This is a genomic window from Pseudomonas fragi (genome assembly GCF_025426255.1).
Lineage (GTDB): Bacteria > Pseudomonadota > Gammaproteobacteria > Pseudomonadales > Pseudomonadaceae > Aquipseudomonas > Aquipseudomonas kulmbachensis.
Map to the genome: position 1 here is coordinate 1468447 of NZ_CP104861.1, position 23033 is coordinate 1491479.

Annotated in this window: 23 protein-coding genes and 1 tRNA gene; 16 read left to right on the plus strand and 8 right to left on the minus strand. The window is 58.9% G+C overall.

What is annotated here, in order from left to right:
• Window positions 1–3 precede the first annotated feature (3 nt).
• Both lolD and N7D90_RS06885 read left to right on the plus strand, forming a co-directional pair.
• Entirely contained in the window at window positions 4–687 is a 684-nt protein-coding gene (gene lolD, locus N7D90_RS06880; RefSeq protein ID WP_261742393.1) for a lipoprotein-releasing ABC transporter ATP-binding protein LolD, read from the plus strand.
• 63 nt (window positions 688–750) lie between these two features.
• Window positions 751–1995 (plus strand): lipoprotein-releasing ABC transporter permease subunit, encoded by a 1245-nt coding sequence (locus N7D90_RS06885; protein WP_261741460.1) that lies wholly within the window; start codon window positions 751–753, stop codon window positions 1993–1995.
• Window positions 1996–2107: 112 nt separating this feature from the next.
• Here N7D90_RS06885 and N7D90_RS06890 read toward each other — a convergent pair whose 3' ends face one another.
• Window positions 2108–3457, minus strand: a complete 1350-nt coding sequence (locus N7D90_RS06890; RefSeq protein ID WP_315968152.1) for a heavy metal sensor histidine kinase — start codon at window positions 3455–3457, stop codon at window positions 2108–2110.
• A complete protein-coding gene (locus N7D90_RS06895) occupies window positions 3457–4137 on the minus strand; it encodes a heavy metal response regulator transcription factor (RefSeq protein WP_261741462.1) in 681 nt (226 codons plus the stop codon). Before N7D90_RS06895 ends, N7D90_RS06890 begins: the two co-directional genes overlap by 1 nt.
• A 150-nt stretch (window positions 4138–4287) precedes the next feature.
• Here N7D90_RS06895 and N7D90_RS06900 point away from each other — a divergent pair, with 150 nt between their 5' ends.
• Together N7D90_RS06900 and queF are read left to right on the plus strand one after the other, a co-directional pair.
• Entirely contained in the window at window positions 4288–4824 is a 537-nt protein-coding gene (locus tag N7D90_RS06900; RefSeq protein ID WP_261741463.1) for a cupredoxin family protein, read from the plus strand.
• An 82-nt stretch (window positions 4825–4906) separates the two neighbouring features.
• Window positions 4907–5737 (plus strand): NADPH-dependent 7-cyano-7-deazaguanine reductase QueF, encoded by an 831-nt coding sequence (gene queF / locus N7D90_RS06905; protein ID WP_261741464.1) that lies wholly within the window; start codon window positions 4907–4909, stop codon window positions 5735–5737.
• A 138-nt stretch (window positions 5738–5875) separates the two neighbouring features.
• On the opposite strand, the gene N7D90_RS06910 is transcribed toward queF, so the two are convergent.
• Together N7D90_RS06910 and N7D90_RS06915 are read right to left on the minus strand one after the other, a co-directional pair.
• The gene (locus N7D90_RS06910) at window positions 5876–6349 is read right to left on the minus strand and encodes a peroxiredoxin (protein WP_261741465.1); all 474 of its coding nucleotides are present in this window, start codon (window positions 6347–6349) and stop codon (window positions 5876–5878) included.
• Window positions 6350–6362: 13 nt separating this feature from the next.
• Window positions 6363–6923 carry a glycine cleavage system protein R gene (locus N7D90_RS06915; RefSeq protein WP_261741466.1) on the minus strand — a complete coding sequence of 187 codons (561 nt, stop codon included), beginning with the start codon at window positions 6921–6923 and terminating at the stop codon, window positions 6363–6365.
• Window positions 6924–7251: 328 nt separating this feature from the next.
• On the opposite strand from N7D90_RS06915, the gene dapA reads away from it, so the two are divergent.
• From dapA to N7D90_RS06940, 5 genes are all read left to right on the plus strand, one after another.
• The gene (gene dapA / locus N7D90_RS06920) at window positions 7252–8130 is read left to right on the plus strand and encodes a 4-hydroxy-tetrahydrodipicolinate synthase (RefSeq protein WP_261741467.1); all 879 of its coding nucleotides are present in this window, start codon (window positions 7252–7254) and stop codon (window positions 8128–8130) included.
• Window positions 8131–8147: 17 nt separating this feature from the next.
• Window positions 8148–9263: an outer membrane protein assembly factor BamC gene (gene bamC / locus N7D90_RS06925; protein ID WP_261741468.1), complete on the plus strand. Its 1116-nt coding sequence runs from the start codon at window positions 8148–8150 to the stop codon at window positions 9261–9263.
• 4 nt (window positions 9264–9267) lie between these two features.
• The gene (locus tag N7D90_RS06930) at window positions 9268–10026 is read left to right on the plus strand and encodes an MBL fold metallo-hydrolase (protein WP_261741469.1); all 759 of its coding nucleotides are present in this window, start codon (window positions 9268–9270) and stop codon (window positions 10024–10026) included.
• 28 nt (window positions 10027–10054) lie between these two features.
• Window positions 10055–10768, plus strand: coding sequence for a phosphoribosylaminoimidazolesuccinocarboxamide synthase (gene purC, locus N7D90_RS06935; RefSeq protein ID WP_019410660.1), 714 nt, complete (start codon window positions 10055–10057; stop codon window positions 10766–10768).
• Window positions 10769–10859: 91 nt separating this feature from the next.
• A tRNA-Ser gene (locus tag N7D90_RS06940) sits at window positions 10860–10949 on the plus strand.
• 304 nt (window positions 10950–11253) lie between these two features.
• Here the strand turns inward: N7D90_RS06940 and N7D90_RS06945 are convergent.
• Window positions 11254–11976, minus strand: a complete 723-nt coding sequence (locus tag N7D90_RS06945; protein ID WP_261741470.1) for a pirin family protein — start codon at window positions 11974–11976, stop codon at window positions 11254–11256.
• A gap of 250 nt (window positions 11977–12226) precedes the next feature.
• Between N7D90_RS06945 and N7D90_RS06950 the strand changes: the two genes are divergently transcribed.
• The 5 genes from N7D90_RS06950 (at window position 12227) to ycaC (ending at window position 17351) form a co-directional block, all read left to right on the plus strand.
• Complete coding sequence (locus N7D90_RS06950) at window positions 12227–13177, plus strand: GlxA family transcriptional regulator (RefSeq protein ID WP_261741471.1); 951 nt, start codon at window positions 12227–12229, stop codon at window positions 13175–13177.
• A gap of 122 nt (window positions 13178–13299) precedes the next feature.
• Window positions 13300–14124: an alpha/beta fold hydrolase gene (locus N7D90_RS06955; RefSeq protein WP_261741472.1), complete on the plus strand. Its 825-nt coding sequence runs from the start codon at window positions 13300–13302 to the stop codon at window positions 14122–14124.
• Window positions 14125–14245: 121 nt separating this feature from the next.
• Window positions 14246–14857, plus strand: a complete 612-nt coding sequence (locus N7D90_RS06960) for an antibiotic biosynthesis monooxygenase (RefSeq protein ID WP_261741473.1) — start codon at window positions 14246–14248, stop codon at window positions 14855–14857.
• Entirely contained in the window at window positions 14854–16692 is a 1839-nt protein-coding gene (locus tag N7D90_RS06965; protein ID WP_261741474.1) for an amidohydrolase, read from the plus strand. The genes N7D90_RS06960 and N7D90_RS06965 overlap by 4 nt, the downstream gene beginning before the upstream one ends.
• A gap of 32 nt (window positions 16693–16724) precedes the next feature.
• A complete protein-coding gene (gene ycaC, locus N7D90_RS06970) occupies window positions 16725–17351 on the plus strand; it encodes an isochorismate family cysteine hydrolase YcaC (protein WP_261741475.1) in 627 nt (208 codons plus the stop codon).
• A 228-nt stretch (window positions 17352–17579) separates the two neighbouring features.
• Here ycaC and N7D90_RS06975 read toward each other — a convergent pair whose 3' ends face one another.
• Window positions 17580–19007 carry a mechanosensitive ion channel family protein gene (locus tag N7D90_RS06975; RefSeq protein WP_261741476.1) on the minus strand — a complete coding sequence of 476 codons (1428 nt, stop codon included), beginning with the start codon at window positions 19005–19007 and terminating at the stop codon, window positions 17580–17582.
• Window positions 19008–19192: 185 nt separating this feature from the next.
• Here N7D90_RS06975 and N7D90_RS06980 point away from each other — a divergent pair, with 185 nt between their 5' ends.
• A complete protein-coding gene (locus N7D90_RS06980) occupies window positions 19193–20089 on the plus strand; it encodes a LysR family transcriptional regulator (protein WP_261741477.1) in 897 nt (298 codons plus the stop codon).
• A gap of 28 nt (window positions 20090–20117) precedes the next feature.
• Here N7D90_RS06980 and map read toward each other — a convergent pair whose 3' ends face one another.
• Both map and N7D90_RS06990 read right to left on the minus strand, forming a co-directional pair.
• Entirely contained in the window at window positions 20118–20909 is a 792-nt protein-coding gene (gene map / locus N7D90_RS06985; protein ID WP_261741478.1) for a type I methionyl aminopeptidase, read from the minus strand.
• On the minus strand, window positions 20906–21148 hold the full coding sequence (locus N7D90_RS06990; protein ID WP_261741479.1) for a ParD-like family protein: 243 nt from the start codon (window positions 21146–21148) through the stop codon (window positions 20906–20908). Before N7D90_RS06990 ends, map begins: the two co-directional genes overlap by 4 nt.
• 141 nt (window positions 21149–21289) lie before the next feature.
• Here N7D90_RS06990 and N7D90_RS06995 point away from each other — a divergent pair, with 141 nt between their 5' ends.
• On the plus strand, window positions 21290–23029 hold the full coding sequence (locus tag N7D90_RS06995) for a sensor histidine kinase (RefSeq protein WP_261741480.1): 1740 nt from the start codon (window positions 21290–21292) through the stop codon (window positions 23027–23029).
• The last annotated feature ends 4 nt before the right edge of the window (window positions 23030–23033 follow it).

Below are 23033 nucleotides of genomic sequence, written 5' to 3' on the forward strand. Positions count from 1 at the left end.
GGCATGAAAGAACAAGCAGTGTTGAGTTGCCGCAACCTGGGCAAGTCCTATGAGGAAGGCCCGGAATCAGTGGTTGTACTGTCGGGCCTGCAGCTTGAGCTGCATCCCGGTGAGCGGGTAGCGATTGTCGGTACCTCGGGTTCGGGCAAAAGTACCCTGCTCAATATGCTCGGCGGCCTTGATACCCCGACTACCGGCAGCGTCTGGCTGGCCGGTGAAGAGCTGTCAGCGCTGGGCGAAAAAGCCCGTGGCCTGTTGCGTAATCGTTCGTTGGGTTTCGTTTATCAGTTCCACCACTTGCTGCCCGAGTTCACTGCGCTGGAAAACGTCTGCATGCCGCTGTTGATCGGCAAGACGGCGATCCCAGAGGCGCGTGAGCGTGCCACTGCATTGTTGACCCGGGTGGGTCTGGGCCATCGCCTGGAGCACAAGCCGTCGGAGTTGTCGGGCGGCGAGCGCCAGCGTGTGGCAATTGCCCGAGCACTGGTCAACAAGCCGGGGCTGGTGATGCTCGACGAGCCCACCGGCAACCTCGATTCGCACACCGCCCAAGGCATTCAGGATCTGATGCTGGAGCTCAGCACGTCGATGCGCACTGCGTTCCTGGTGGTGACGCATGACATGAATCTGGCCCGCCAAATGGACCGCGTGTTGCACCTCCAGGAAGGTTGCCTGACCGCGATCTGATCGGCCAGAACCCGGCGCCTGCCAGCAGGTGTCGGGTCTTTAATTTTTATACGGTGCCCGCGAATGTTCAGACCGTTATCGATTTTCATCGGCACGCGCTATACCCGCGCCAAGCGCCGCAATCGTTTTGTTTCGTTTATCTCCATGACCTCGATGATCGGCCTCGCCCTGGGCGTGCTGGCGATGATCGTGGTGTTGTCGGTGATGAATGGTTTTCAACGTGAAATGAGTAACCGCATCCTCGGTATGGTGCCGCACGCGACCATCGTTGGGGTAAAACCGATTGATGACTGGCGCCCGGTAGCCGATGCCGCGATGAAAAATCCTGAAGTCACGGCAGCTGTGCCCTTCACCGAGCTGGACGGCATGCTGTCCTTCAAGGGGTTGATGCAGCCGATCCAGATCAGCGGTATTGACCCGGCTCAGGAAGGCAAGGTGTCGATCGTGACCCAGCATATTGCGCAGGGCAGTCTCGAAGACCTGAAACCGGGTGAGTTCGGTGTGGTGCTGGGTGATATTACAGCGCGGCGTTTTCGCCTGGCGGTCGGTGACAAGATCACTTTGATCGTGCCCGAGGCCAGTACTGCGCCGGGCGGGATCACCCCGCGTTTACAGCGTTTGAACGTGGTGGGCATCTTCAAGGTCGGGGCTGAGCTGGATGGCACCATGGGCCTGATCCATATGGCCGATGCTGCTGCCATTCAACACTGGGAGCCGAATCAGGTGCAAAGCGTGCGCCTGGCGGTCAAGGACCTGTACGCGGCGCCGCAGGTTTCGCAGCAGGTGGCAGCGGGCCTGGGAGATGGTTACAAGGCGGACGACTGGACCCACACCCAGGGCAGTCTGTTCAGTGCCATGAAAATGGAAAAAACCATGATTGGTCTGTTGCTGCTGATGATCGTTGCCGTGGCGGCGTTTAACATCATCGCCACACTGATCATGGTGGTGAACGACAAGGGCGCGGATATCGCAATTTTGCGCACCATTGGCGCTACACCGCGCCAGATCATGGCGATTTTTATGGTCCAGGGTACGGTGATCGGCATCGTCGGCACCTTGATTGGTGGCGTGCTGGGGGTGATTGCGGCGTTGAATGTCAGTGAGCTGGTGGGTTGGATGGAGCGGGTTTCCGGGCAGCACATCTTCAGTTCCGACGTGTATTTCGTCAGCAATCTGCCGTCAGAGTTGCAAGGTGGTGATGTGGCGTTGATCTGTGGCGCGGGCTTTGTGCTGAGCTTTTTGGCCACGCTGTACCCCGCGTACCGTGCAGCCAAAATCCAGCCGGCCCATGCGCTGCGCTATTCCTGATTGGATTCGCCGTTATGTGTGGGAGCGGGCTTGCTCGCGATTGGATCACTGCGGTTAGCATGACAGACCGCAGCGCCTGTATCGCGAGCAAGCCCGCTCCCACGCGAGAAGGTCAGGCAGGCAACTCAATTACAAACCGTGTGATCCCTTCCTGCGACTCACAGCGAATCTGCCCACCATGGGCACGAATGATCGACTGGGTGATCGCCAGCCCCAACCCCGCATGCTCGCTACTGCCTTCACGGCGCGCCGGGTCTGCCCGATAGAACCGGTCAAACAGGCGCGGTAGCAACTCGGCGGGTATCCCGTCGCCAGTGTTCTCGATGCTGATGCGTACCCCGGTCGTTGATTGGCCAATCAGGACCTTGATCGCACCCCCGTTTGGCGTATAGCGCAGTGCGTTATCCAGCAGGTTGGAGAGGGCGCGGCGCAGCATGCTCCGATCACCTGCCAGGTGCGCGCTGCCTTTGCGGCTCAGCTCTATCTGCGAGTCTTCGGCCAATAGCGCATAAAATTCCAGCAGCGCCTCCACTTCATGACTGAGGTCCAGCGGCTCGCGGCGCGGCGTAAGCAAGCCATGGTCGGCCTTGGCCAGATACAACATATCGTTGACCAGCTGGGCCATCCATTGCAGTTCCTCGAGGTTGCTGTGCAGTGCCTCGCGATACTCTTCAATGCCCCGTGGGCGGGTCAGGGTGACTTGAGTGTGGGTCAGCAAGTTGGATAGCGGAGTGCGCAACTCATGCGCGATATCGGCGGAGAACGCCGACAATCGCTGAAATGATTCGTCCAGCCGTTCAAGCATGGCATTGAAGGCAGTGGCCAGGTCCGCCAGTTCGCTGGGCATTTGTTCCTGGGGCAAGCGGGCGTTGAGCGAGTCAGCCGAAACACTGGCTGCAATCGCGCTCATGCGACGCAAGGGGCGCAGGCCGCTACGTGCTGCCCAGGCGCCGAGAATTGCCGTAGCCAGCGCTGAGAGGCCGACAGTCATCCAGATCAGGCGTTGCATGCGCTGCAGAAAGTGCTGGTGGTGGGTGATGTCCAGCAACAGCGTCAGATGCGGGGCGTTTGGGTTGTCGTTCTGTGGCACCAGCACGCGGTAATCGGTGCCATTGATTTGTAGGCTGCCCAGGCCCGGTCGGGTTTCAAGGTCAAGTGGCAGGCGCGGTGAGCTGTCAAACCACAGGTGCCCGTCCGGGCCGCGCACCCGCACTGCAAGATCCGGCTGGTGGGTCAGGTCCTGTTGCAGTGCCGGCAGGCGCAGGGTGAAGCGCTCCAGGGTGTCTGCCCCTTGCAGCGTGCTGCGCAAGACGGCGAGGCGGCTTTCCATCAGTTGCTGATCGAGCTCGACAAAATGTACTTCGCTGGCCCGTCCGAACAGCACCCCGGCAAACAGCGATACCACCGCAGTGCAGCCTGCAAACAACAGTGCCAGGCGGCTGCTCAGGGACAGCCGGCGCATCAACTGCTGCGCTCTTCGAGTACGTAGCCCATGCCGCGGACGGTATGGATCAACTTCTGCTCATGGCTGTCGTCGATTTTCAGGCGCAGGCGGCGGATCGCGACTTCGATGACGTTGGTGTCACTATCAAAGTTCATGTCCCACACCTGCGAGGCAATCAGGGACTTGGGCAGCACCTCGCCTTGGCGGCGCAGCAGCAGTTCCAGCAGGGAGAACTCCTTTGCGGTGAGGTCTATGCGCTGGCCGTTGCGTTCTGCGCGGCGGCGGATCAAGTCCAGACGCAGATCGGCCAGTTGCAGGCTGGTTTCCTGCGGTGTATTGCTGCCGCGACGCAGCAGGCTGCGCACCCGCGCCAGCAGTTCGGAAAACGCGAACGGCTTGACCAGATAGTCGTCGGCCCCCAGTTCCAGCCCGTGGACGCGGTCGTCGACGGCATCGCGCGCGGTCAAGAACAGCACCGGCATGGTCAGCCCTGCGCTGCGTACTGCTTGCAGGATTTGCCAACCATCTCGACCGGGCAACATGACGTCGAGAATCAGCAGCGAGTAGTCGCCGGTCAGTGCCAAGTGTTGCCCGGTAATACCGTCGGCAGCCAGTTCGGCGGTGAACCCGGCCTCGCTCAAGCCCTGGCGCAAGTACTGGCCGGTTTTAACCTGGTCTTCGACAATCAGCAGTTTCATGGTCGACTCATCGTAAAAATTAACCTCAGCCTTATACCTTGCAGCTCGTTATGTAGGGTCAAGCTGACAAAGTTGTAATCTTACGGTCAGTTGAATGCCAGTACCGGGATTTTAAAGTGGTGATATGACTTTTGGTTTCTGGGAGCAAGTATGACCGTACGTATCCGTTTGTCGCTCGCGGCCTGTTTATTGGCTTTGGGTTTGCCGGTGATGGCCTCGCCTGCCGGCCATTATGATTTCGGCCAGCCTGCGCCAGCCGCCAGTGCCACGCGTACGGTGGAGGTGGACATGACCGACATGGCTTTCACGCCAAAGTCACTGGAGGTGAAAGCCGGTGAGACCGTACGTTTTGTACTGGTCAATAATGGGCAGTTGCTGCACGAATTCAACCTGGGCAATGCGGCGATGCACGCGGCGCACCAGAAGGAAATGCTCGAAATGCAGCAAAGCGGCATGCTCACGCCGACCGGCATGGGGCGCGGGGCCATGGATCACTCGGCAATGGGCCACGGTTCGATGGAGATGCCCGGCATGAAGCACGACGACCCTAACAGTGTGCTGGTGGAGCCGGGTAAAACCGCTGAACTGACCTGGACTTTCAGCAAGGCCGACAACCTGGAATTTGCCTGTAATGTGCCCGGTCACTACCAGGCGGGTATGGTCGGCAAGGTAAAAGTGGCGCCTTAAAACGCCCTGATCGTCAGTGAACGCTGAAAGCCTGGCTTAAACCCGATAGAATTACCGGGTTTTTCTAGCCAGGTTTTTTGTCATGCATCCCGCCGCCGAACATTCCCCGCTGGGCAAGTCCAGTGAATACATCAGCACCTATACCCCGTCCTTGCTGTTCCCGATCCCGCGTGCGGCGAAATGGGCAGAGCTGGGCCTGAGCGCCGAAACCCTGCCTTACGTCGGGGTGGATTTCTGGACCTGCTTCGAACTGTCATGGCTGTTGCCATCGGGCAAGCCGGTGGTGGCCATTGGCGAGTTCTGCTTTGCCGCTGATTCGCCAAATATTGTCGAATCCAAGTCGTTCAAGTTGTACCTGAACTCGCTGAATCAGAGTGTGTTTGCCGATACGCCAAGCCTTGTGGCCACATTACAGGCTGATCTGTCAGCTGCATCTGGTAAACCTGTCAGCGTGCGCGTACGAAGTCTGGATGAGTTTCAGGCTGATGGCGTGGCCGTTTTGCCGGGTGTGTGCATTGATGACCTGGACATCACGGTCAGCGATTATGCGCAGCCGCGTCCTGAGCTGCTCAAGTGCGATGATTCGCGGGTCGTTGAAGAAAGCGTTTACAGCCATTTGCTTAAATCCAACTGCCCGGTCACCAGCCAGCCGGATTGGGGCACTGTTGTGGTGCAATACCGTGGCGCGGCGCTGGATCACGCCAGCCTGCTGGCGTATCTGGTGAGCTTTCGCCAGCACTCGGACTTCCATGAGCAGTGTGTGGAGCGGATCTTTCTCGACTTGCAGCGCTTGCTCAAGCCCGAGAAGTTGACCGTGTATGCGCGCTATGTGCGCCGTGGCGGGCTGGATATCAACCCGTACCGCAGCACCGAAGCGGTCGAGTTCCAGAATGTGCGGTTGGTGCGTCAGTAACAGCAAATGCTGTAGATACTCTGTTGCGGGTCGATCCCCTCGTGGGAGCGAGCCTGCTCGCGAATTGCTCTTCGCGAGCAGGCTCGCTCCCACGCTTGAAGTATCCCTTCGGCAGCGCCTACAAAGTGATCGGAGCTCTTAGATCCGGCTCAGTGCCTTCGCCTGCTCCAGCACGGCTTCGACATGCCCTGGCACTTTCACCCCGCGCCACTCATGGCGCAGCACACCATTCTTGTCGATCAGGAAAGTGCTGCGATCAACGCCCATGTATTCCTTGCCATACAGCTTTTTCAGCTTGATCACGTCAAACAGCTGGCACAGGGCTTCGTCCTTGTCGCTCAGCAACTCAAACGGGAAGCCCTGCTTGGCCTTGAAGTTTTCATGGGACTTGAGGCTGTCGCGGGACACGCCGAACACTTCAGTATTGGCCGCCTGGAACTCAGCGTAATGGTCGCGAAAGCCCTGGCCCTCGGTGGTACAGCCCGGTGTGCTGTCCTTGGGGTAGAAGTAAATCACCACCTGCTTGCCCTTGAGCTGCGACAAGCTGACGGTTTTTTCACTCGTCGCCGGGATATGGAAGTCGTCTACGGGTTGGTCAATTGCAACGGCCATTAAGTCGGTTTCCTTACATCGGGTTCTGTGGGCGCCACGGTTCGATCAGTGCGTCCAGGTTCAACGCGTCGGCGAAGTCCAGGAACTGATCACGCAACCAGCTGATTTGTACGCCAGCTGGCAAGGTTACGGTGAACGTGGCATTGAGCATGGTGCCGCCGGTCTGTGGGGCCAGATAGGTGTCGCATGTCAGGTTTTCCAGTTCAACCTGGTGGTCCATGAAAAACTGGCACAGCTCGTTGATGATGTCCGAGCGGTAGGCCGAACTCACGTAAGCGACATACGGCAGCGCTTGAGGGCGGATTTCAAGGGCGGCACTGCGCACAACATTGACGCTGAACGCATGTTTTTTGGCCAGCGCTGGCAAGCCTGCTTCAAGGCGCGCCAGGGCGTCCCAGCTACCGGTGATTTCCAGGACCAGCGCACTGCATTCGCCGTGGCGAGTCAGGCGCGAGGTCACGACGGCGCAGCGATTTTCATGGCTGGCGCGACACAGGACGTTAGTCAGCTCCATTGGGTTGGCGCCAAGGGCACTGATGACAAGGAATTGTTCGCGGACTGTGGGGGTGGACATGCAGCCTTCCTAAAACGATGAGCGGTCAGTACGGTCGATGGGCTGCGAGTCGAATATTCAGTTGCCTCTCAAACGCCTGAACCCCGAGAACACGCCATTACAGACGGTTTGCAGGCTCTGCAAACCGCGCTCGGCGGCGTTTGGGCGGGGCTTTGAGCGTCTGGTGAAGGGCCGTGAAACAGACCCGCACGCACATCAGTACCAATCAAAGCCTGAAGGGTAGCGAAAAGCAACGCTAAGGGGAATGCTCATCGGGCGCGCTGTTGCTTGTGCAAGGGTCATGGCGCCAGTACCATTACGGCTCTCTTTTTCCGGCAGGAGCGGTTGCATGATTGCGGGCAGTATGGTGGCACTGGTCACACCTATGGATGCACAAGGTCGTCTTGATTGGGACGCTCTGAGCAAACTGGTGGACTTTCACCTGCAAGAGGGCACCAACGCCATTGTTGCCGTTGGCACTACAGGTGAATCGGCAACTCTGGATGTGAACGAACACATCGAAGTGATTCGTCACGTTGTCAAACAGGTTGCAGGGCGTATTCCGGTGATTGCCGGTACGGGCGCCAACTCGACGCGTGAAGCGATCGAACTCACCACTAATGCAAAGGCCGCTGGCGCCGATGCATGTCTGCTGGTAACGCCGTATTACAACAAGCCGACCCAGGAAGGCCTGTATCAGCACTTCAAGGCCATCGCTGAAGCAGTCGATATCCCGCAGATCCTTTACAACGTCCCGGGCCGTACCGCCTGCGACATGCTGCCGGCCACCGTCATTCGTCTTTCCACCGTGCCGAACATCATCGGTATCAAGGAAGCCACCGGCGACCTGACGCGCGTACCGGTCATCCTCGCAGGTGTGAGCGATGACTTCCTGGTGTACTCCGGCGACGACGCCACCGCAGTCGAGCTGATCCTGCTCGGCGGCAAGGGCAATATCTCGGTAACTGCCAACGTTGCCCCGCGTGACATGAGCGAAATGTGTGCCGCTGCGATGCGTGGCGATGCCGTCACTGCCCGCGCGATCCACGAAAAGCTGATGCCGCTCAATAAAACCCTGTTTATCGAATCCAACCCTATCCCCGTGAAATGGGCTCTGAGCGAGATGGGCTTGATGTCGGACGGTATCCGTCTGCCACTCACCTGGCTCAGCGAGCCTTGCCACGAACCGCTGCGTCAGGCAATGCGCCAGTCCGGTGTTTTGGTTTAATTGAGGAAGCACTACGCATGAAGCGATTGGCCGGACTTTCCGCACTAGCCGTGATTATTTCGAGCACCAGCGGCTGCGGTTGGCTGTGGGGTCAAGACGGGTACTTCCGTGACCGTGGCAGTGATTATCTGGAGGCGCGTCAAACCGCCCCGATGCAATTGCCAGCGGGTGTCCAGACAGACAAGCGCCTTGTGCCGCTGTTGCCGATCCCGAGCAACGTACCCGACGACACCGTTACGGGCGAGTTTGACGTGCCGCGGCCACAACCATTGACGGTTGCTGCCAGCGCCAGCGACTACAGCCTGCAAAAAAGCGGTGACAGCCGCTGGGTAATGGCGCAACGCTCTCCATCCGAAGTCTGGCCGGTAGCGATGCAGTTCTTCCAGGACAACGGTTTCCGTATCGACGAGCAACGCCCGCAAACCGGCGAGTTCACCACAACCTGGCAGCGTGCTGACGAGCTTTCGGCTCCGATGGCCCGTCACGTGGGCAGCAGCGGCCTGGCCTCCGACAGCGAGACCCGCCTGCGGGTGCGCATCGAGCCGGGTGTGCAGCGCAACACCAGCGAAATCTACGTCGTCAGTGCCAACCGTCCAGCGGACAGCACCGCGAATGTCGATTTCGGCAACCGCTCGGTCAACACCGGTCTGGATGCTGCTCTGGTTGATGAAATGCTGATCAGCATGAGCCGCAGCGCCGAGAAGGGCGGTTCGGTCTCGTTGCTTGCAGCGCGTGATTTCGACACCCCGGCCCGCGTCACCCTGAGCGAAGACGGCAGCGGCAACCCGGTACTGACCCTGACCGAAGACCTCGACCGTGCCTGGTCAGGTGTTGGGCGTGCGCTTGAGCAGGGCGAATGGCGCGTTGAAGACATCAACCGCACCTTGGGCCTGTACTACATCAACCTCGCCGAAAAAGCCGAGAAGAAGGACGAGAAACCTGGTTTCTTCTCTGGCCTCTTCGGCAGCAAGCCGGACAAGGAAGAAGTTGAAGCCCGTGCCCAGCGCTATCAGGTTCGCCTGAGCAAGGTCGGTGACAGCGTGCAGGTCACTGTCGAAGAAAACATCAACACCGTTGCCTCGCCAGAAGTGGCGCGCAAAGTGTTGGGCGTGATTCAAGACAACCTGGGCTGATTCTATGCGTTTTGCCGTTCTCGGCAGTGGTAGCCAAGGGAATGGCACGCTGATAACCAGCGACAACACTTATGTACTGGTCGATTGCGGTTTCTCGTTACGAGAAACCGAGCGCCGCCTGGCCCGGTTGGGCGTTAGCGCGCACCAATTGAGCGCGATACTGGTAACCCACGAACATGCCGATCACGTGCATGGCGTGGGTTTGCTGTCTCGGCGCTACAATTTGCCGGTGTACATGAGTCGCGGTACTCAGCGCGGGATGCGCAAACCCTTGGAGCCTGCCGGTTACGTGGCAGGTGGCGAGACGTTGCAGATAGGGGCGTTGACCATCAGTGTGACCCTGGTTGCCCATGATGCTCAGGAACCCACCCAGTACGTGTTCAGTGACGGCAAGCGGCGCTTTGGCCTGCTGACCGATCTGGGCTCGTACTGCGCTGGTGTGCTGGACAGCTATAGCAACCTGGATGCATTGATGATCGAGGCCAACCATTGCCGCGACCTGCTTGCCCGTGGTCACTACCCGGCTTTTCTCAAGCGGCGGGTAGGCGGCCAGGAAGGACATTTGAATAACCATCAGGCCGCAAGCCTGGTGGCCGAGTTGGGCTGGCAAGACCTGCAACACCTGGTACTGGCCCACCTCAGCAGCAAGAACAACCTGCCGCAGCTGGCCCGGCAATGTTTCGTCGACACCCTTGGGTGCGACCCGGACTGGCTGCAACTGGCCGATCAAGATTCAGGGCTCGACTGGCGCACAATCGCCTAGCCCACTTACTTAGCATGCGGAGCCCATCATGGAAAAACGTGAAGAACTCTATCGCGGTAAAGCGAAATCGGTTTACAAAACCGATGACGAAAACCGCTTGATCCTGCTGTTTCGCAACGACACTTCGGCGTTCGACGGCAAGCGTATTGAACAGCTTGATCGCAAAGGCATGGTGAACAACAAGTTCAACGCCTTCATCATGCAGAAACTCGAAGAAGCCGGCGTGCCGACCCAATTCGACAAACTGCTGGGCGACAACGAATGTCTGGTCAAAAAACTCGACATGATCCCGGTCGAGTGCGTTGTGCGTAACTACGCTGCAGGCAGCCTGGTCAAGCGCCTGGGTGTGGAAGAGGGCATGAAGCTCAATCCGTACACCTTCGAACTGTTCCTGAAGGACGACGCCAAGGGCGACCCGTTCATCAACGAATCCCACGTAGTGGCATTCGGTTGGGGCACTGCCGAGCAATTGGTTCGCATGAAAGAACTGTCGCTCAAGGTCAACGACGTATTGAACAAACTGTTCGACGACGCTGGCTTGCTGCTGGTGGACTTCAAGCTTGAATTCGGCGTTTTCCACGACGGCAGCATCGTTTTGGGTGACGAATTCAGCCCGGATGGCTGCCGTCTGTGGGACAAGGCCACTGGCAAGAAAATGGACAAGGACCGCTTCCGTCAGGGTCTGGGTGACGTAATCGAAGCCTACGAAGAAGTTGCCAACCGTCTCGGCGTCCCGCTTTAAGCTGTAAAGGCGCGCAAGCAACTGATACAGCGCGGTTTTTTTGAAAAAAGGCTTTGCCATAATCAAAAACCGCGCTATTATTCGCGCCGTTGGAGAGATGCCAGAGTGGCCGAATGGGACGGATTCGAAATCCGTTGTACTGGCGACAGTACCTAGGGTTCGAATCCCTATCTCTCCGCCATTATTGAACAAGACTAAGCCCCTGAAATGGTTAAACATTTCAGGGGATTTTTCGTGGGCGCCAAAAAGTCGTGGAAGATTCTGGCGCAATGTCTGCTTTTTAAATGGTGGAGTTGCATCTATTGATCCAGGCGTGAGGCTTTCAGCTGTTTTTCGGCGATTTTCGGTGATTTTCTGATTTTCCCCCAACCGTTTTATCGAGCTTGAGTTCAATGCTCCCCCGCAACCGACCTCTATATCTGAAGCTTTCCCAAAGTGTCCCACTCGCCCGTTACTGATTGGACGAGTGGGTTTTGGCTTAGGCCTCAAGGCATCTGCGGCAACTCCTGCGCCCGCAGATCGAACACCAGCACCTCGGCGTCTCTGCCATTGCTCAAGGTCAGCAGTTGTTCCTTGCGCACTCGCACGCCGTCGCCTTCCTGAAGGGCCATGCCGTTGAGTTCGACGCTGCCTCGGGCTACGTGCACATAGGCGTAGCGGTCGGCGGCGAGTTCCAGTGTGGCGTTTTCCTTACCGTCTATCAGGGCTGCATACACCCGGGCATCCTGGCGTACGTGGAGCGAACCATCGGCGCCATCGGGCGAGATGATCAGTTGCAGACGCCCGCGTTTTTTTTGCGTGTTGAAGTGCTCTTGTTGGTAGCGGGGTTTGGCGCCGGCGATGTCAGGCACGATCCAGATTTGCAAAAAATGCACAGGCTGGCTGTGCGAGTGGTTGTACTCGCTGTGCGCCACGCCGCTGCCGGCACTCATCAATTGCACATCACCCGGGCGGATCACAGAACCTGTGCCCAGGGTGTCCTTGTGCTCCAGCGCACCGTCGAGCACGTAGGAGAAAATTTCCATGTCGCGGTGGGGGTGTTGGCCGAAGCCTTTGCCCGCTGCCACGCGGTCGTCGTTGATCACCAGCAGGTCGGAGAAACCTTGCTCATCGAGGTTGCGATAGTTAGCAAATGAGAAGGTGTGGAACGACTTCAACCAGCCATGATTGGCGGCGCCGCGATCAGATGCTTTGCGAAGGGTCAGCATGATGACATCTCCTGTGTGGACGTTAATTCGTCCGAGTGAGGAGAAGGTTAATGGTTACTGTGGAGTAAATTAAGTAGCTTAAAATTGAAATACTGTCTCTTTGAGGTTGACAATTTTAGCGAATTTTTCACGTATTATTTCCCGACGCTTGCTCATGATCTGCGCTTCAGCAGTAGACCGTAGGCAGTGCAACAGCGGTAAGCCCACAGGGGAATTCGTTCATGCAGCTGCTCACAGTGATACCTGACCTATGAAAACCGTGGCCATCGTGTTGTTCCCAGACTTCCTACTGCTCGACATGGCGGGTCCTATGGAGGTGTTCTCTATTGCCAACCGCTATTTACATCCGGATCAGCAGTATGAGTTGACCACTGTTGCTACCGAGCCAGGCCTGCTGCGCGCCTCAAACGGTGTGAGTTTGCAGGCGGATCTACATATTGATCAGGCCAGCGGGCACTATGACTTGTTGCTGGTACCCGGTGGTCCAGGGGCCTACAACGACAAACCGCTGCCCTTGCTGGAGTGGCTCAAGGGCGCCGTCACCCGGGCCGGGCAATACGGTTCGATCTGTACCGGGGCATTCGTGCTGGGCTTCGCCGGTTTGCTGGACGGCTACCGCGTCACTACCCATTGGCATTACACCGAGCGGCTGATCAAGGCCTTCCCCAAAGCCAGCGTTGAGATCGACCAGATTTTCGTGCAGGACCGCAACCTCATCACGTCTGGCGGCGTCACGGCCGGTATCGACCTTGCGCTGTCGGTGGTAGCCAATGACCACGGTAAAAAAGTCGCCTTGGACGTGGCAAAAGTGCTGCTGGTGGTGATGAAGCGTCAGGGCGGGCAGGCGCAGTTCAGTCCGTTGATGGCCAGCGTAGGCACGCTCGAAACCCCGATAACCCGAGTTCAGAACTACATCCTCGAACACCTCGATCAGACCTTCAGCATCGAATCCATGGCGAGGTTGGCCAGTATGAGCCCGAGGCACTTTGCCAGGGTTTTTGCCCGGGAGGTCAACATGACACCCATGGACTTTCTCCAGGGCGCGCGTATCGATCGCGCCAGAAGCCTGCTGGAGACCAGTGAGTTGCCACTCAAGACAGTGGCCTTCAAAAGTGGCTTCGGTAGCGTCCGGCACATGCGTTTCCTGTTCAATGAAAAGCTCGGTTTGACCCCCGCACACTACCGAGAGCAGTTCAGCTAGCCCCGATTGTCCGTTGTGCGCACCGAGATGGCCGTAATGCTCCTACCAGAGCAGTTGCGCTGTCATCCATGCCTGCCAAGATAGATGAGAACTCTTTGCACTTGCACAAGGATGACCGCCCCATGAGTACTTTCACCACCAGTGATGGCACCGAGATCTACTACAAGGACTGGGGCACGGGGCAGCCCGTGGTTTTCAGCCACGGTTGGCCGTTGAACGCCGATAGCTGGGAATCACAGATGCTGTTCCTGGCCTCTAAAGGTTATCGGGTCATTGCCCATGATCGGCGCGGCCATGGTCGTTCCAGTCAGCCATGGGCAGGTAACGACATGGACACCTACGCCGATGACCTGGCGCAGTTGATCGAGCTGCTGGATCTGCAAGATGCCGTGTTGTTCGGTTTCTCTACCGGCGGCGGTGAAGTGGCGCGTTATATCGGTCGCCACGGTACGGCGCGGGTGGCGAAGGCGGGGTTGATTTCATCGGTGCCGCCTTTGATGCTCAAGACCGAAGCCAACCCCGGCGGCCTGCCGCTTGAGGTCTTTGACGGGATTCGCAAGGCGTCTCTGGCGGACCGTTCACAGCTGTATATCGACCTCGCCAGCGGTCCTTTCTTTGGTTTCAACAAACCAGGGGCCAAACCCTCCCAGGGGATGATCGACTGGTTCTGGATGCAGGGCATGACCAGCGGCCATAAAAACGCCTACGACTGTATCAAGGCGTTCTCTGAAACCGACTTTACCGAAGACCTGAAGAAATTCGACATTCCGACCCTGGTGGTCCACGGCGATGCCGACCAGGTGGTGCCGATTGAAGCCGCGGGCATCGCGGCGGCAGGATTGGTCAAAGGTTCTACGCTGAAGATCTACCCCGGCGCGCCCCACGGGCTGACTGATACCCACAAGGATCAGCTCAATGCCGATCTGTTGGCGTTTCTCAAGGGCTGATACGCGGGAAACCCTGTAGACACTCTACCGGTCAAGGCCACCTGTGGGAGCGAGCCTGCGCGCGCCCACGGTTAAAGTATCTACAGGGGATATTCGTCTGGATATCTTTGGAGCCTTTTGCATGTCTGAATCCACTGAGATCGACCCGCCGACCCGGGTTTTCGATGAGGTTGTGACCCTGGTGGTCAAGCATCGGGTCAAGGCCGGTTTTGAAGTGCCCTACAACGACTGGCTGCGCAAGATCGTGCGCATTGCCGGGCAATGGGAAGGGCATCTGGGGGTGGATGTCGTGCCCGGCAAGAGTGCCGGTCTGGACACCTATACCTGCGTACTGCGCTTTTGCTCCACTGACGCCATGCAGCGCTGGCTGGACTCGCCGCAACGTCGCGAACTGGTCAACGAAGCCACGCCGATGCTGGCGGACGGCGACCAGACCGAGGTCAACCCGGCCAACGAATTCTGGTTCGCGCCCCTCACCGAATCCCGTCTGCCACCACCCCGCTGGAAACAGGCAGTGCTGACGCTGATGGTGATTTTTCCGCATACCTTGCTGGTGCCGCTGATCTGGAAGCCCTTGCTGGGCTTGAGCCCCTTTTTCTCCCAATACCTGGTTGCCACCTTTGTGATCACGCTGACCATCGTTGTCTCGGTGGTTTATCTGTTTATGCCAATGGCGACGCGTGTGTTCGCGCCTTGGCTGACGGCTCCCACTGAGCCCAAGGAAACGCGATGAACGCCGATCTGATCTTATTCAATGGCCAATTTCATACCGTCGATCGCGACAACCCGCATGCCAGCGCCGTGGCCATCCGCGAGGGCCGCTTTGTGGCGGTCGGCACCGATGCTCAGGCGATGGCCCTGCGCGGTGCGGGTACGCAAGTTATCGACCTCAAGGGCCGCTGTGTCATTCCTGGCCTTAATGACTCACACCTGCATCTGATCCGTGGCGGCCTGAATTACAACCTCGAACTGCGCTGGGAAGGTGTGCCATCGCTGGCCGATGCGTTGCGCATGCTCAAGGAACAGGCCGAGCGCACGCCGACGCCGCAATGGGTGCGGGTGGTGGGCGGCTGGAACGAATTCCAGTTCGCCGAAAAACGCATGCCTACCCTGGAAGAACTCAATCAGGCGGCCCCGGATACCCCGGTATTTGTCCTGCACTTGTATGACCGGGCCTTGCTTAATCGGGCCGCGCTGCGGGTTGCCGGCTATACCCGTGATACCCCGAACCCGCCGGGTGGCGAGATTGTGCGAGATGCCAACGGCAACCCGACCGGCATGCTGGTGGCGCGACCCAACGCGATGATTCTCTACTCGACCCTGGCCAAGGGGCCGAAGTTGCCGTTGGAGTATCAGGTGAACTCCACCCGCCAATTTATGCGCGAGCTCAACCGCCTGGGCCTCACCAGCGCGATTGATGCCGGCGGTGGTTTTCAAAACTATCCCGACGATTACCAGGTCATCGAACAGTTGGCCAAAGACCAGCAGTTGACTATCCGTATTGCCTACAACCTGTTTACGCAAAAGCCCAAGGAAGAACTGACCGACTTCAAGAACTGGACCGGCAGTGTGAAACTGCACCAGGGCGATGACTTCTTGCGGCACAACGGCGCCGGGGAAATGCTGGTGTTCTCGGCGGCGGACTTCGAGGACTTCCTTGAACCGCGCCCGGACTTGCCGCAAACCATGGAAGACGAACTGGAGCCGGTGGTGCGTCATTTGGTGGAGCAACGCTGGCCGTTCCGCCTGCACGCCACCTACAACGAATCCATCAGTCGCATGCTCGACGTGTTCGAGAAGGTCAATCGCGATATCCCGTTCAATGGCTTGCCGTGGTTTTTCGACCATGCCGAAACCATCACCCCGCATAACATCGAGCGTGTGAGAGCACTGGGTGGGGGCATTGCGATTCAGGATCGTATGGCATTCCAAGGTGAGTATTTCGTCGAACGTTACGGTGCTAAAGCGGCCCAAGCTACGCCCCCCATCAAGCGCATGCTGGCCGAAGGCGTGCCGGTGGGGGCGGGCACCGATGCCACCCGCGTATCCAGCTATAACCCGTGGACTTCGTTGTATTGGATGGTCAGCGGTCGCACTGTCGGCGGCCTTGAGTTGCACGCCGAAGGCTTGCCCCGGCTCACCGCACTGGAGCTGTTCACCCACGGCAGCGCCTGGTTTTCATCCGAGCAGGGCAAAAAGGGCCAGATCAAGGTCGGCCAGTTGGCAGACGTGGCGGCCCTGAGCGCGGACTTCTTCAGCGTCGACGAAGAAACCATCAAGTGGATCGAGTCCGTGCTGACCGTGGTGGGCGGCAAAGTGGTGTACGCCGCCGGCGACTTTGAAAAGCTTGGGCCAGCCCGTGTACCGGTGTTGCCCGACTGGTCACCGGTGGTCACCGTCCCAGGCCACTGGCGCCCTGGCGCGCCGTTGCTGGCGCAGGCCCACCAATGCAGTGGGCCGTGCGCGGTGCATGCCCATGGCCATGAAAAAGCACGTCTTTCGAATGCGCCGGTCAGCGACTTTGCCGGCTTTTGGGGCGCCTTTGGCTGCTCGTGTTTCGCGTTTTGATCCCGTAACACCTATCCATCGAGGAGTTTCACATGAGCAATGTTCCGTACAAGCGCCTGAACAAAGATGATGCTGTGGTGTTGCTGGTTGACCACCAGACCGGTCTGATCTCGTTGGTCCAGGATTTCTCGCCGAACGAATTCAAGAACAACGTACTGGCGCTGGGCGATGTGGCGAAGTTCTTCAAACTGCCGACCATCCTCACCACCAGTTTTGAAAACGGCCCCAACGGTCCGATGGTGCCGGAGCTCAAGGAACTGTTCCCGGACGCCCCGTATATTCCGCGCCCCGGTCAGATCAATGCTTGGGACAACGAAGATTTCGTCAAGGCGGTCAAGGCTACCGGGCGCAAGCAGTTGATCATTGCGGGCGTGGTGACGGATGTATGCGTGACCTTCCCGACACTGTCGGCGCTGGCTGAGGGTTTTGACGTGTTTGTGGTGACAGATGCCTCGGGCACCTTTAACGAAACCGTGCAACAGGCCGCCTGGGCGCGGATGGCGGCAGCGGGTGCACAGTTGATGAACTGGTTCTCGGTGGCGTGCGAGCTGCAGGGGGACTGGCGCAATGACATGGAAGGCCTGGCCAACCTGCTGTCGCCGCGCATTCCCAACTACCGCAACCTGATGAACAGCTACTCGGTATTGACGGCAAAATAACGCAGCACATTTGCTTCTGTAGCCGCTGCCGCAGGCTGCGACAAGGGCCGCAGGACCTTGGCTTTCTTTTGGAATCCGGGGTCGCTTTGCAACTCATCGCAGCCTGCGGCAGCGCAGATACTTCAAGTGTGGGAGCGAGCCTGCTCGCGAAGATCATTCGCGAGCAGGCTCGCTCCCACTAGTGGCTTGACCTGGAACAGAGTATCTACAGATGTCACCGTAATGTTTTCAGCGCTTGTGCAACCAACTCAAAAACCCCCCTTTCCTGATCGGTGCCGGTGCGGCCATCAGCGCCATGCGGCTGCTCTGCTGACGTACTGCCTGCAACGTATTCAACGCCCGTCCTACCTCAGCCTGTTGCCCCATGCATTCGCGGGTCACGGACTTGTCGAGCCGATAAATGATGCTTGAGGTCAGGGTAGTAAAGGTCGCCTGGGACGGCGAGTCCGTGAGGATGCTTTCTTCGCCCATGATCTCTCCGGGCCCCATGCGCCCGGCTTCAACAGGCCCCGTGGCGTTGGGCACGGTCACGCTGACCACGCCGGTGGCGATGACCATCAGGCTGTCCGGCACCTCGTCCAGAGCCAGCACCACCTGACCTGCCGCGTATTGCTGGGCAACCATGGAACGGGCGATCTGGTCGCGTTCTTCTGCACTCAGCGAACGGAAGATTTTCACCTCGTCGAGCAATGCCCGTGCCCGACCCGCGGGCTCGATCACAGCGTCAGGCTGGCGCGAAATACCTGCCGCCTCAAGATGCCGATGTGCCAGGTCAAACAGTTGGTTGCGGACTTCGCTTTTTTTAGCCAGCTCGGCAATAAACCCGCTGGCCACGTATTCGGACATGATCTCACCTGCCTCCTTGAGCACCGCTTTGGGAGCAGGGTTGAGCAGCAGACTGCTGCTGCCCTGCAGCGTGCGCTCCAACGCATCGAGCACCCGGCGCGGGCGAACATGGTTGGGCACCTGAATGCTGATCGACACGCCGTGCAGATTCGTGGGCCGGCTCAGGTTGACGATCTTGGCCTTGGCCGCCACGGAGTTGGGCACTACCGCCGTGCTGCCCGCGCTGGTCAACAAATGGGTGGCGCGCCAGTCGATATCCAGCACCTTGCCTTCGACACCGTCGATCACCACCCAGTCATCCACCTGATACGGCTTGGTGGTGTTGAGCACGATGCCGGAAAACACGTCGCTCAAGGTGCTCTGCAATGCCAGGCCAACCACAATCGCTACCACCCCGGACGTCGCCAGCAAGCCTTTCACCGGCAACTCCAGAACGTAACCGGCTGCGGCGACGATAGCCGCCAGGAACACCAGTGCGCCGATCACATCCTGCAGCAGGCGGCCGCTGTGACCGATGCGGCGCATCAGCACCAGGCCGAGCACCTCCGTAAGCACCCGCGCCGCGTACAGCCACCACATAATTCCCAGCGCCGTAGCCCCTAATTGCTCCACGCGGTCATCGGTAAACAGCGGCGCCTGCAACGGGCTGACTCCGGCGTTGATGATGATTGTGCTGAACATCGCAAACAGTGCCAGTCGCACGCATACCCGAGTCACACGCTGCTTGAATGGCGCCAGATGCCAGAGCGCGGCGTCGATCACCAGCAGTACAGCACCCCAGGACAGGGGGTGATCGAGGAGAAAGGGCATGGGTAAACTCCGAAATGAGAGAGGGGAATTCGTGGGGGCGAGCCTGCTCGCGAAGGCTCTAAAAGTGAAGCGCTTCGCGAGCAGGCTCGCTCCCACGGATACACCTGCAGCGAACAGAGCATAGACGGGTGTTGAAAAGGGGAAAAGCCGTTATAAAGTGTTTAACTGTCCACCAGGTCGTGACAATGAACCCGTTCGAAGATATGCGTATATTTTGCCAGGTCATGGACTCCGGCAGCTTCACTGCGGCGGCCGACCAATTGGGTCTGTCCAAGCAATTCGTGAGTCGGCGATTGATACAACTGGAGGCGCGATTGGGCGTGCGTCTGCTCAACCGCTCCACTCGGCGACTGGACGTCACGCCCCTGGGGCAAAGTTATTACGAGTCGGCCATGCGCTTGCTCAACGATGTCGAGCATATGGAGCAGGGTATCGCTGGCCAGACCAGCGAGCCACGCGGCACCTTGCGGGTCAGCGCACCGCTGTCCTTTGCCATGGCGCATCTGGGCTGCCTGCTGCCGTTGTTTTTACAGCGCTACAGCGGCGTGACCGTAGAAGTGGACCTCAGCGACCGGCCGGTGGACTTGCTCAGCGAAGGCTATGACCTGGCCTTGCGCATCGGCGTGCTTGAGGACTCGACTCTAATTGCCCGTCGTATCGCCAGCATCGAGCGTGTTTACTGTGCCAGCCCGGCCTACCTGGCCGAGCGCGGCACACCGCTCAAACCCCAGGATCTGCACGAGCATGATTGCCTGCCCTACGGCCACGGCCGTCAGGTGCAGTGGCGTTTCGAAGGGCAGGGCAAGCCCCTGACCATCAACGTCAGCGGGCGCATGCGGGTCAATAATGGTGAGTTGCTCAGGGACGCAGCTATTGCAGGGCTGGGCATTACCTACCTGCCGACCTTTATCGTTGGCTCGGCTCTGGAGAGCGGGCAACTGGTACGCGTGCTGGACGATTACCGCTGCGCGCCGTTGGCGTTATCGGCGGTGTATCCGCAGCATCGCCAGCGTTCGCTACCGGTGCAGGCATTGATCGAATTCTTGCGCGAGCGGCTGGATCAGGGGCAAGGCGGGCTGTAGGGGGAGTCAGGCTCCCCCCGGTAGCTCGTCAAACGATGGCGGGGTAATCGGCCATCGTGTCAGGCCACGGGCTCAACACTTCGAAACCATCGTCGGTCACGGCGACCATGTGTTCCCACTGGGCTGAAAGCGAGTTGTCCTTGGTGACCACGGTCCAGTTATCGGGGAGGGTTTTCACATGGCGTTTGCCAGCGTTGAGCATGGGCTCGATGGTGAAAATCATGCCGGTCTTGAGCTTCATGCCCTGGCCCGGATAACCGTAGTGCAGTACCTGCGGCTCATCGTGATAAACCTTGCCGATCCCGTGGCCGCAATACTCACGCACCACGCTGTAGCCTTCTGTCTCGGCAAGGGTCTGGATGGCATGGCCGATATCACCGAGGGTCGCGCCAGGGCGCACCATGCGGATGCCTGCGCACATGGCATCGTAGGTGGTTTTCACCAGATGGCGTGCCTCGGGGCTAGGTTCGCCGACGAAGTACATGCGGCTGGTGTCGCCGAACCAGCCATCCTTGACCACCGCGATATCGATATTGACGATATCGCCGTCCTGCAGCACCCGGTTTGACGGAATGCCGTGGCAAACCACCTCATTGACCGAGGCGCACACGGTTTTCGGGAAGCCGTGATAGCCGACATTGCCGGGTATGGCCTTCTGCACATTGACGATGTAGTCGTGGCAGATCTGATCGAGCTGGTCGGTGCTGACGCCAGCCTTGACGTGCTCACCGATCATGGCCAGCACTTCGGCTGCCAGTTTGCCCGCGACCTTGGACTGGGCGATTTGTGCCGGGCTGTTGATCACGACGCTGGTTCTCATTGTGCCGCTCCCGCAGTGGCATCAGCCAGCTCGCACAGTTGCTTCAAATCGAGGCCGCCTTGCTGTTCGGCGCGGATCAGCAAGCGGCAGATCTGGTTGTGGTCCAGATCGGGGTGCAGCTCGGTCAGCATGCCGATGCGCATCCAGTGCTCTGCTTGTGCGTTGATTGAACGGTTGAGTGCGTTGCTGGCGACCCGCAGGTTTTCGTGGGTGGCGTCCGATATTTTTACGATGCCCATCTGAATGCTCAATATGAAGTATATATGAAACGTATATTAATCGAGGGCGTGGCACGATCGCAACTCAAAGGTCTGTTAGTCATGGACAGCCCTGCGGGTCGATCCCTATGCTGGTGCGATTAAAAAAACAATCAGAACACCATGACCCTTAATGCCTCCCTCCATGCGCTGCTCCACTGGCTTGCCCGGCCGCACCGAAGCCTGGTGGCACGGTATACCTTGCTCTCGGTGTTCGTGATGAGCATTGCGCTGGTCACTCTGGCCGTTCTTTACGAGCAATTGGCCAAGGACCTGCTCAATCGCCTGACCGGCGAACGCCTTGACGCCCAGGCGCTGTCGACGGCAAACCGCTTGTCGTCGTTTCTGGATGACCGTTTTTACCAGCTCTCGGCGCTGTCCAATCATCCCAACATGCCGGATTTCATTGTCGATCCGTCGCGCGTGATCAGTGATGTGGATTCGCTGCTCAAGATCGAGGGCGATTTACCCTTTATTTATGGCGTGCTGTTTTTCGATGAACAGGATCGCCTGATCAAAGTGCTGCCCGGCCAGTCGGCTTCCGGGGAGCCTTACTGGGGCAGCGAGCACTGGTCCATCGCGGGCCTGCCGGTGCAATGGGTAGGGGATGTCGAAGTGATTGGCCCGCTGCTGGCGCACGCCGGAGGCTCCGGCAGCTTTTTGATCCGCAAGAGCATCCGTAACGGGCGAACCAATCAACGGGTACGCATCGCGCTGCACTTGCGTCTGGCGTCCTTGACCGAGTTGCTGGTCAGTGCGGGCATGAGCGGTGTGGTTGCGCCGTTGCTGCGCGTACCCGGCGGCGCGTTTGTCGACCCCACCGGGCGTCAGGTCAAGGCGCCCGGCCAATGGCACGAAGGGCCGGTAATCTTGCCGGGCTGGCAACTGGTGTTCAGCGTTGAGCCGGGTGCAATCCTCAAGCCGCTCAACGATGCCCGCTGGTGGCTGTACTGGGTGGCTGCGGGATTTATCGGGTTTATTCTGGTGGTGTTTTTTACCCTCTCGCGGCAACTGCGCTCGCGGGTCAGCACGTTGTTGCAGGGTGCTCATCAACTGTCGATGGGCGACTTGAGCTATCGCCTGGCCCAACAGCCGCGGGACGACGAAATCGGCCACGTTGCCCGTGCGTTCAACGTCATGGCCGAACGTCTGGCGCAGGTGATGGAAAAAACCGTGCGCACCGAGAACCTCGCGGTCCTTGGTACGTTTGCCACCGGGGTGGCCCATGAAGTGCGCAACCCGCTGGCAACCATGAAAACCACGGTGCAGGCCTTGTTGCGCCGTGAACAGGAACCGCAACGACGTTTGCTGCTGAGTGATCTGGTCAAGGAAATCGATCGCTTGTCACGGGTCACCAATGACCTGCTGGAATACGGCAGACCGCGCCCGGCCCAGCCGCAAAACGTGTCGGTGGCGCAGCTGTTTGAGCAGACCGCGCACTTGGTCGCGCCGCAGATGCAGGCCCGCAATATTGAGTTTCAGTGCAGGGCACCGGTGGATTTACAGATCTGTATCGATCCGGATCAGGCGCAGCAGGTATTGCTCAATCTGTGCCTGAACGCCTTGCAGGCCAGCAGCGAGGGGCAAACCGTCCGGCTTGATGCCGAGGAGTGGCAGGGGCGGGTGCGTATCGTTATAACTGACCAGGGCTGTGGTATTTCGGCCACTGACTTGCAGAATATCCGCCAGCCGTTTTTTACCCTCAAGGCCCGGGGCACCGGGTTGGGCCTGAGTATTTGTCAGCAACTGCTGGAGGCCAATGGTGCCCGGATGGAAATCCTCAGCACCCTTGGGGAGGGCACGCAGGTAATACTGGATTGCCCTGCTACTGCCAATGACACAGGCGTTGAGCGTAATTCGTAGCAGC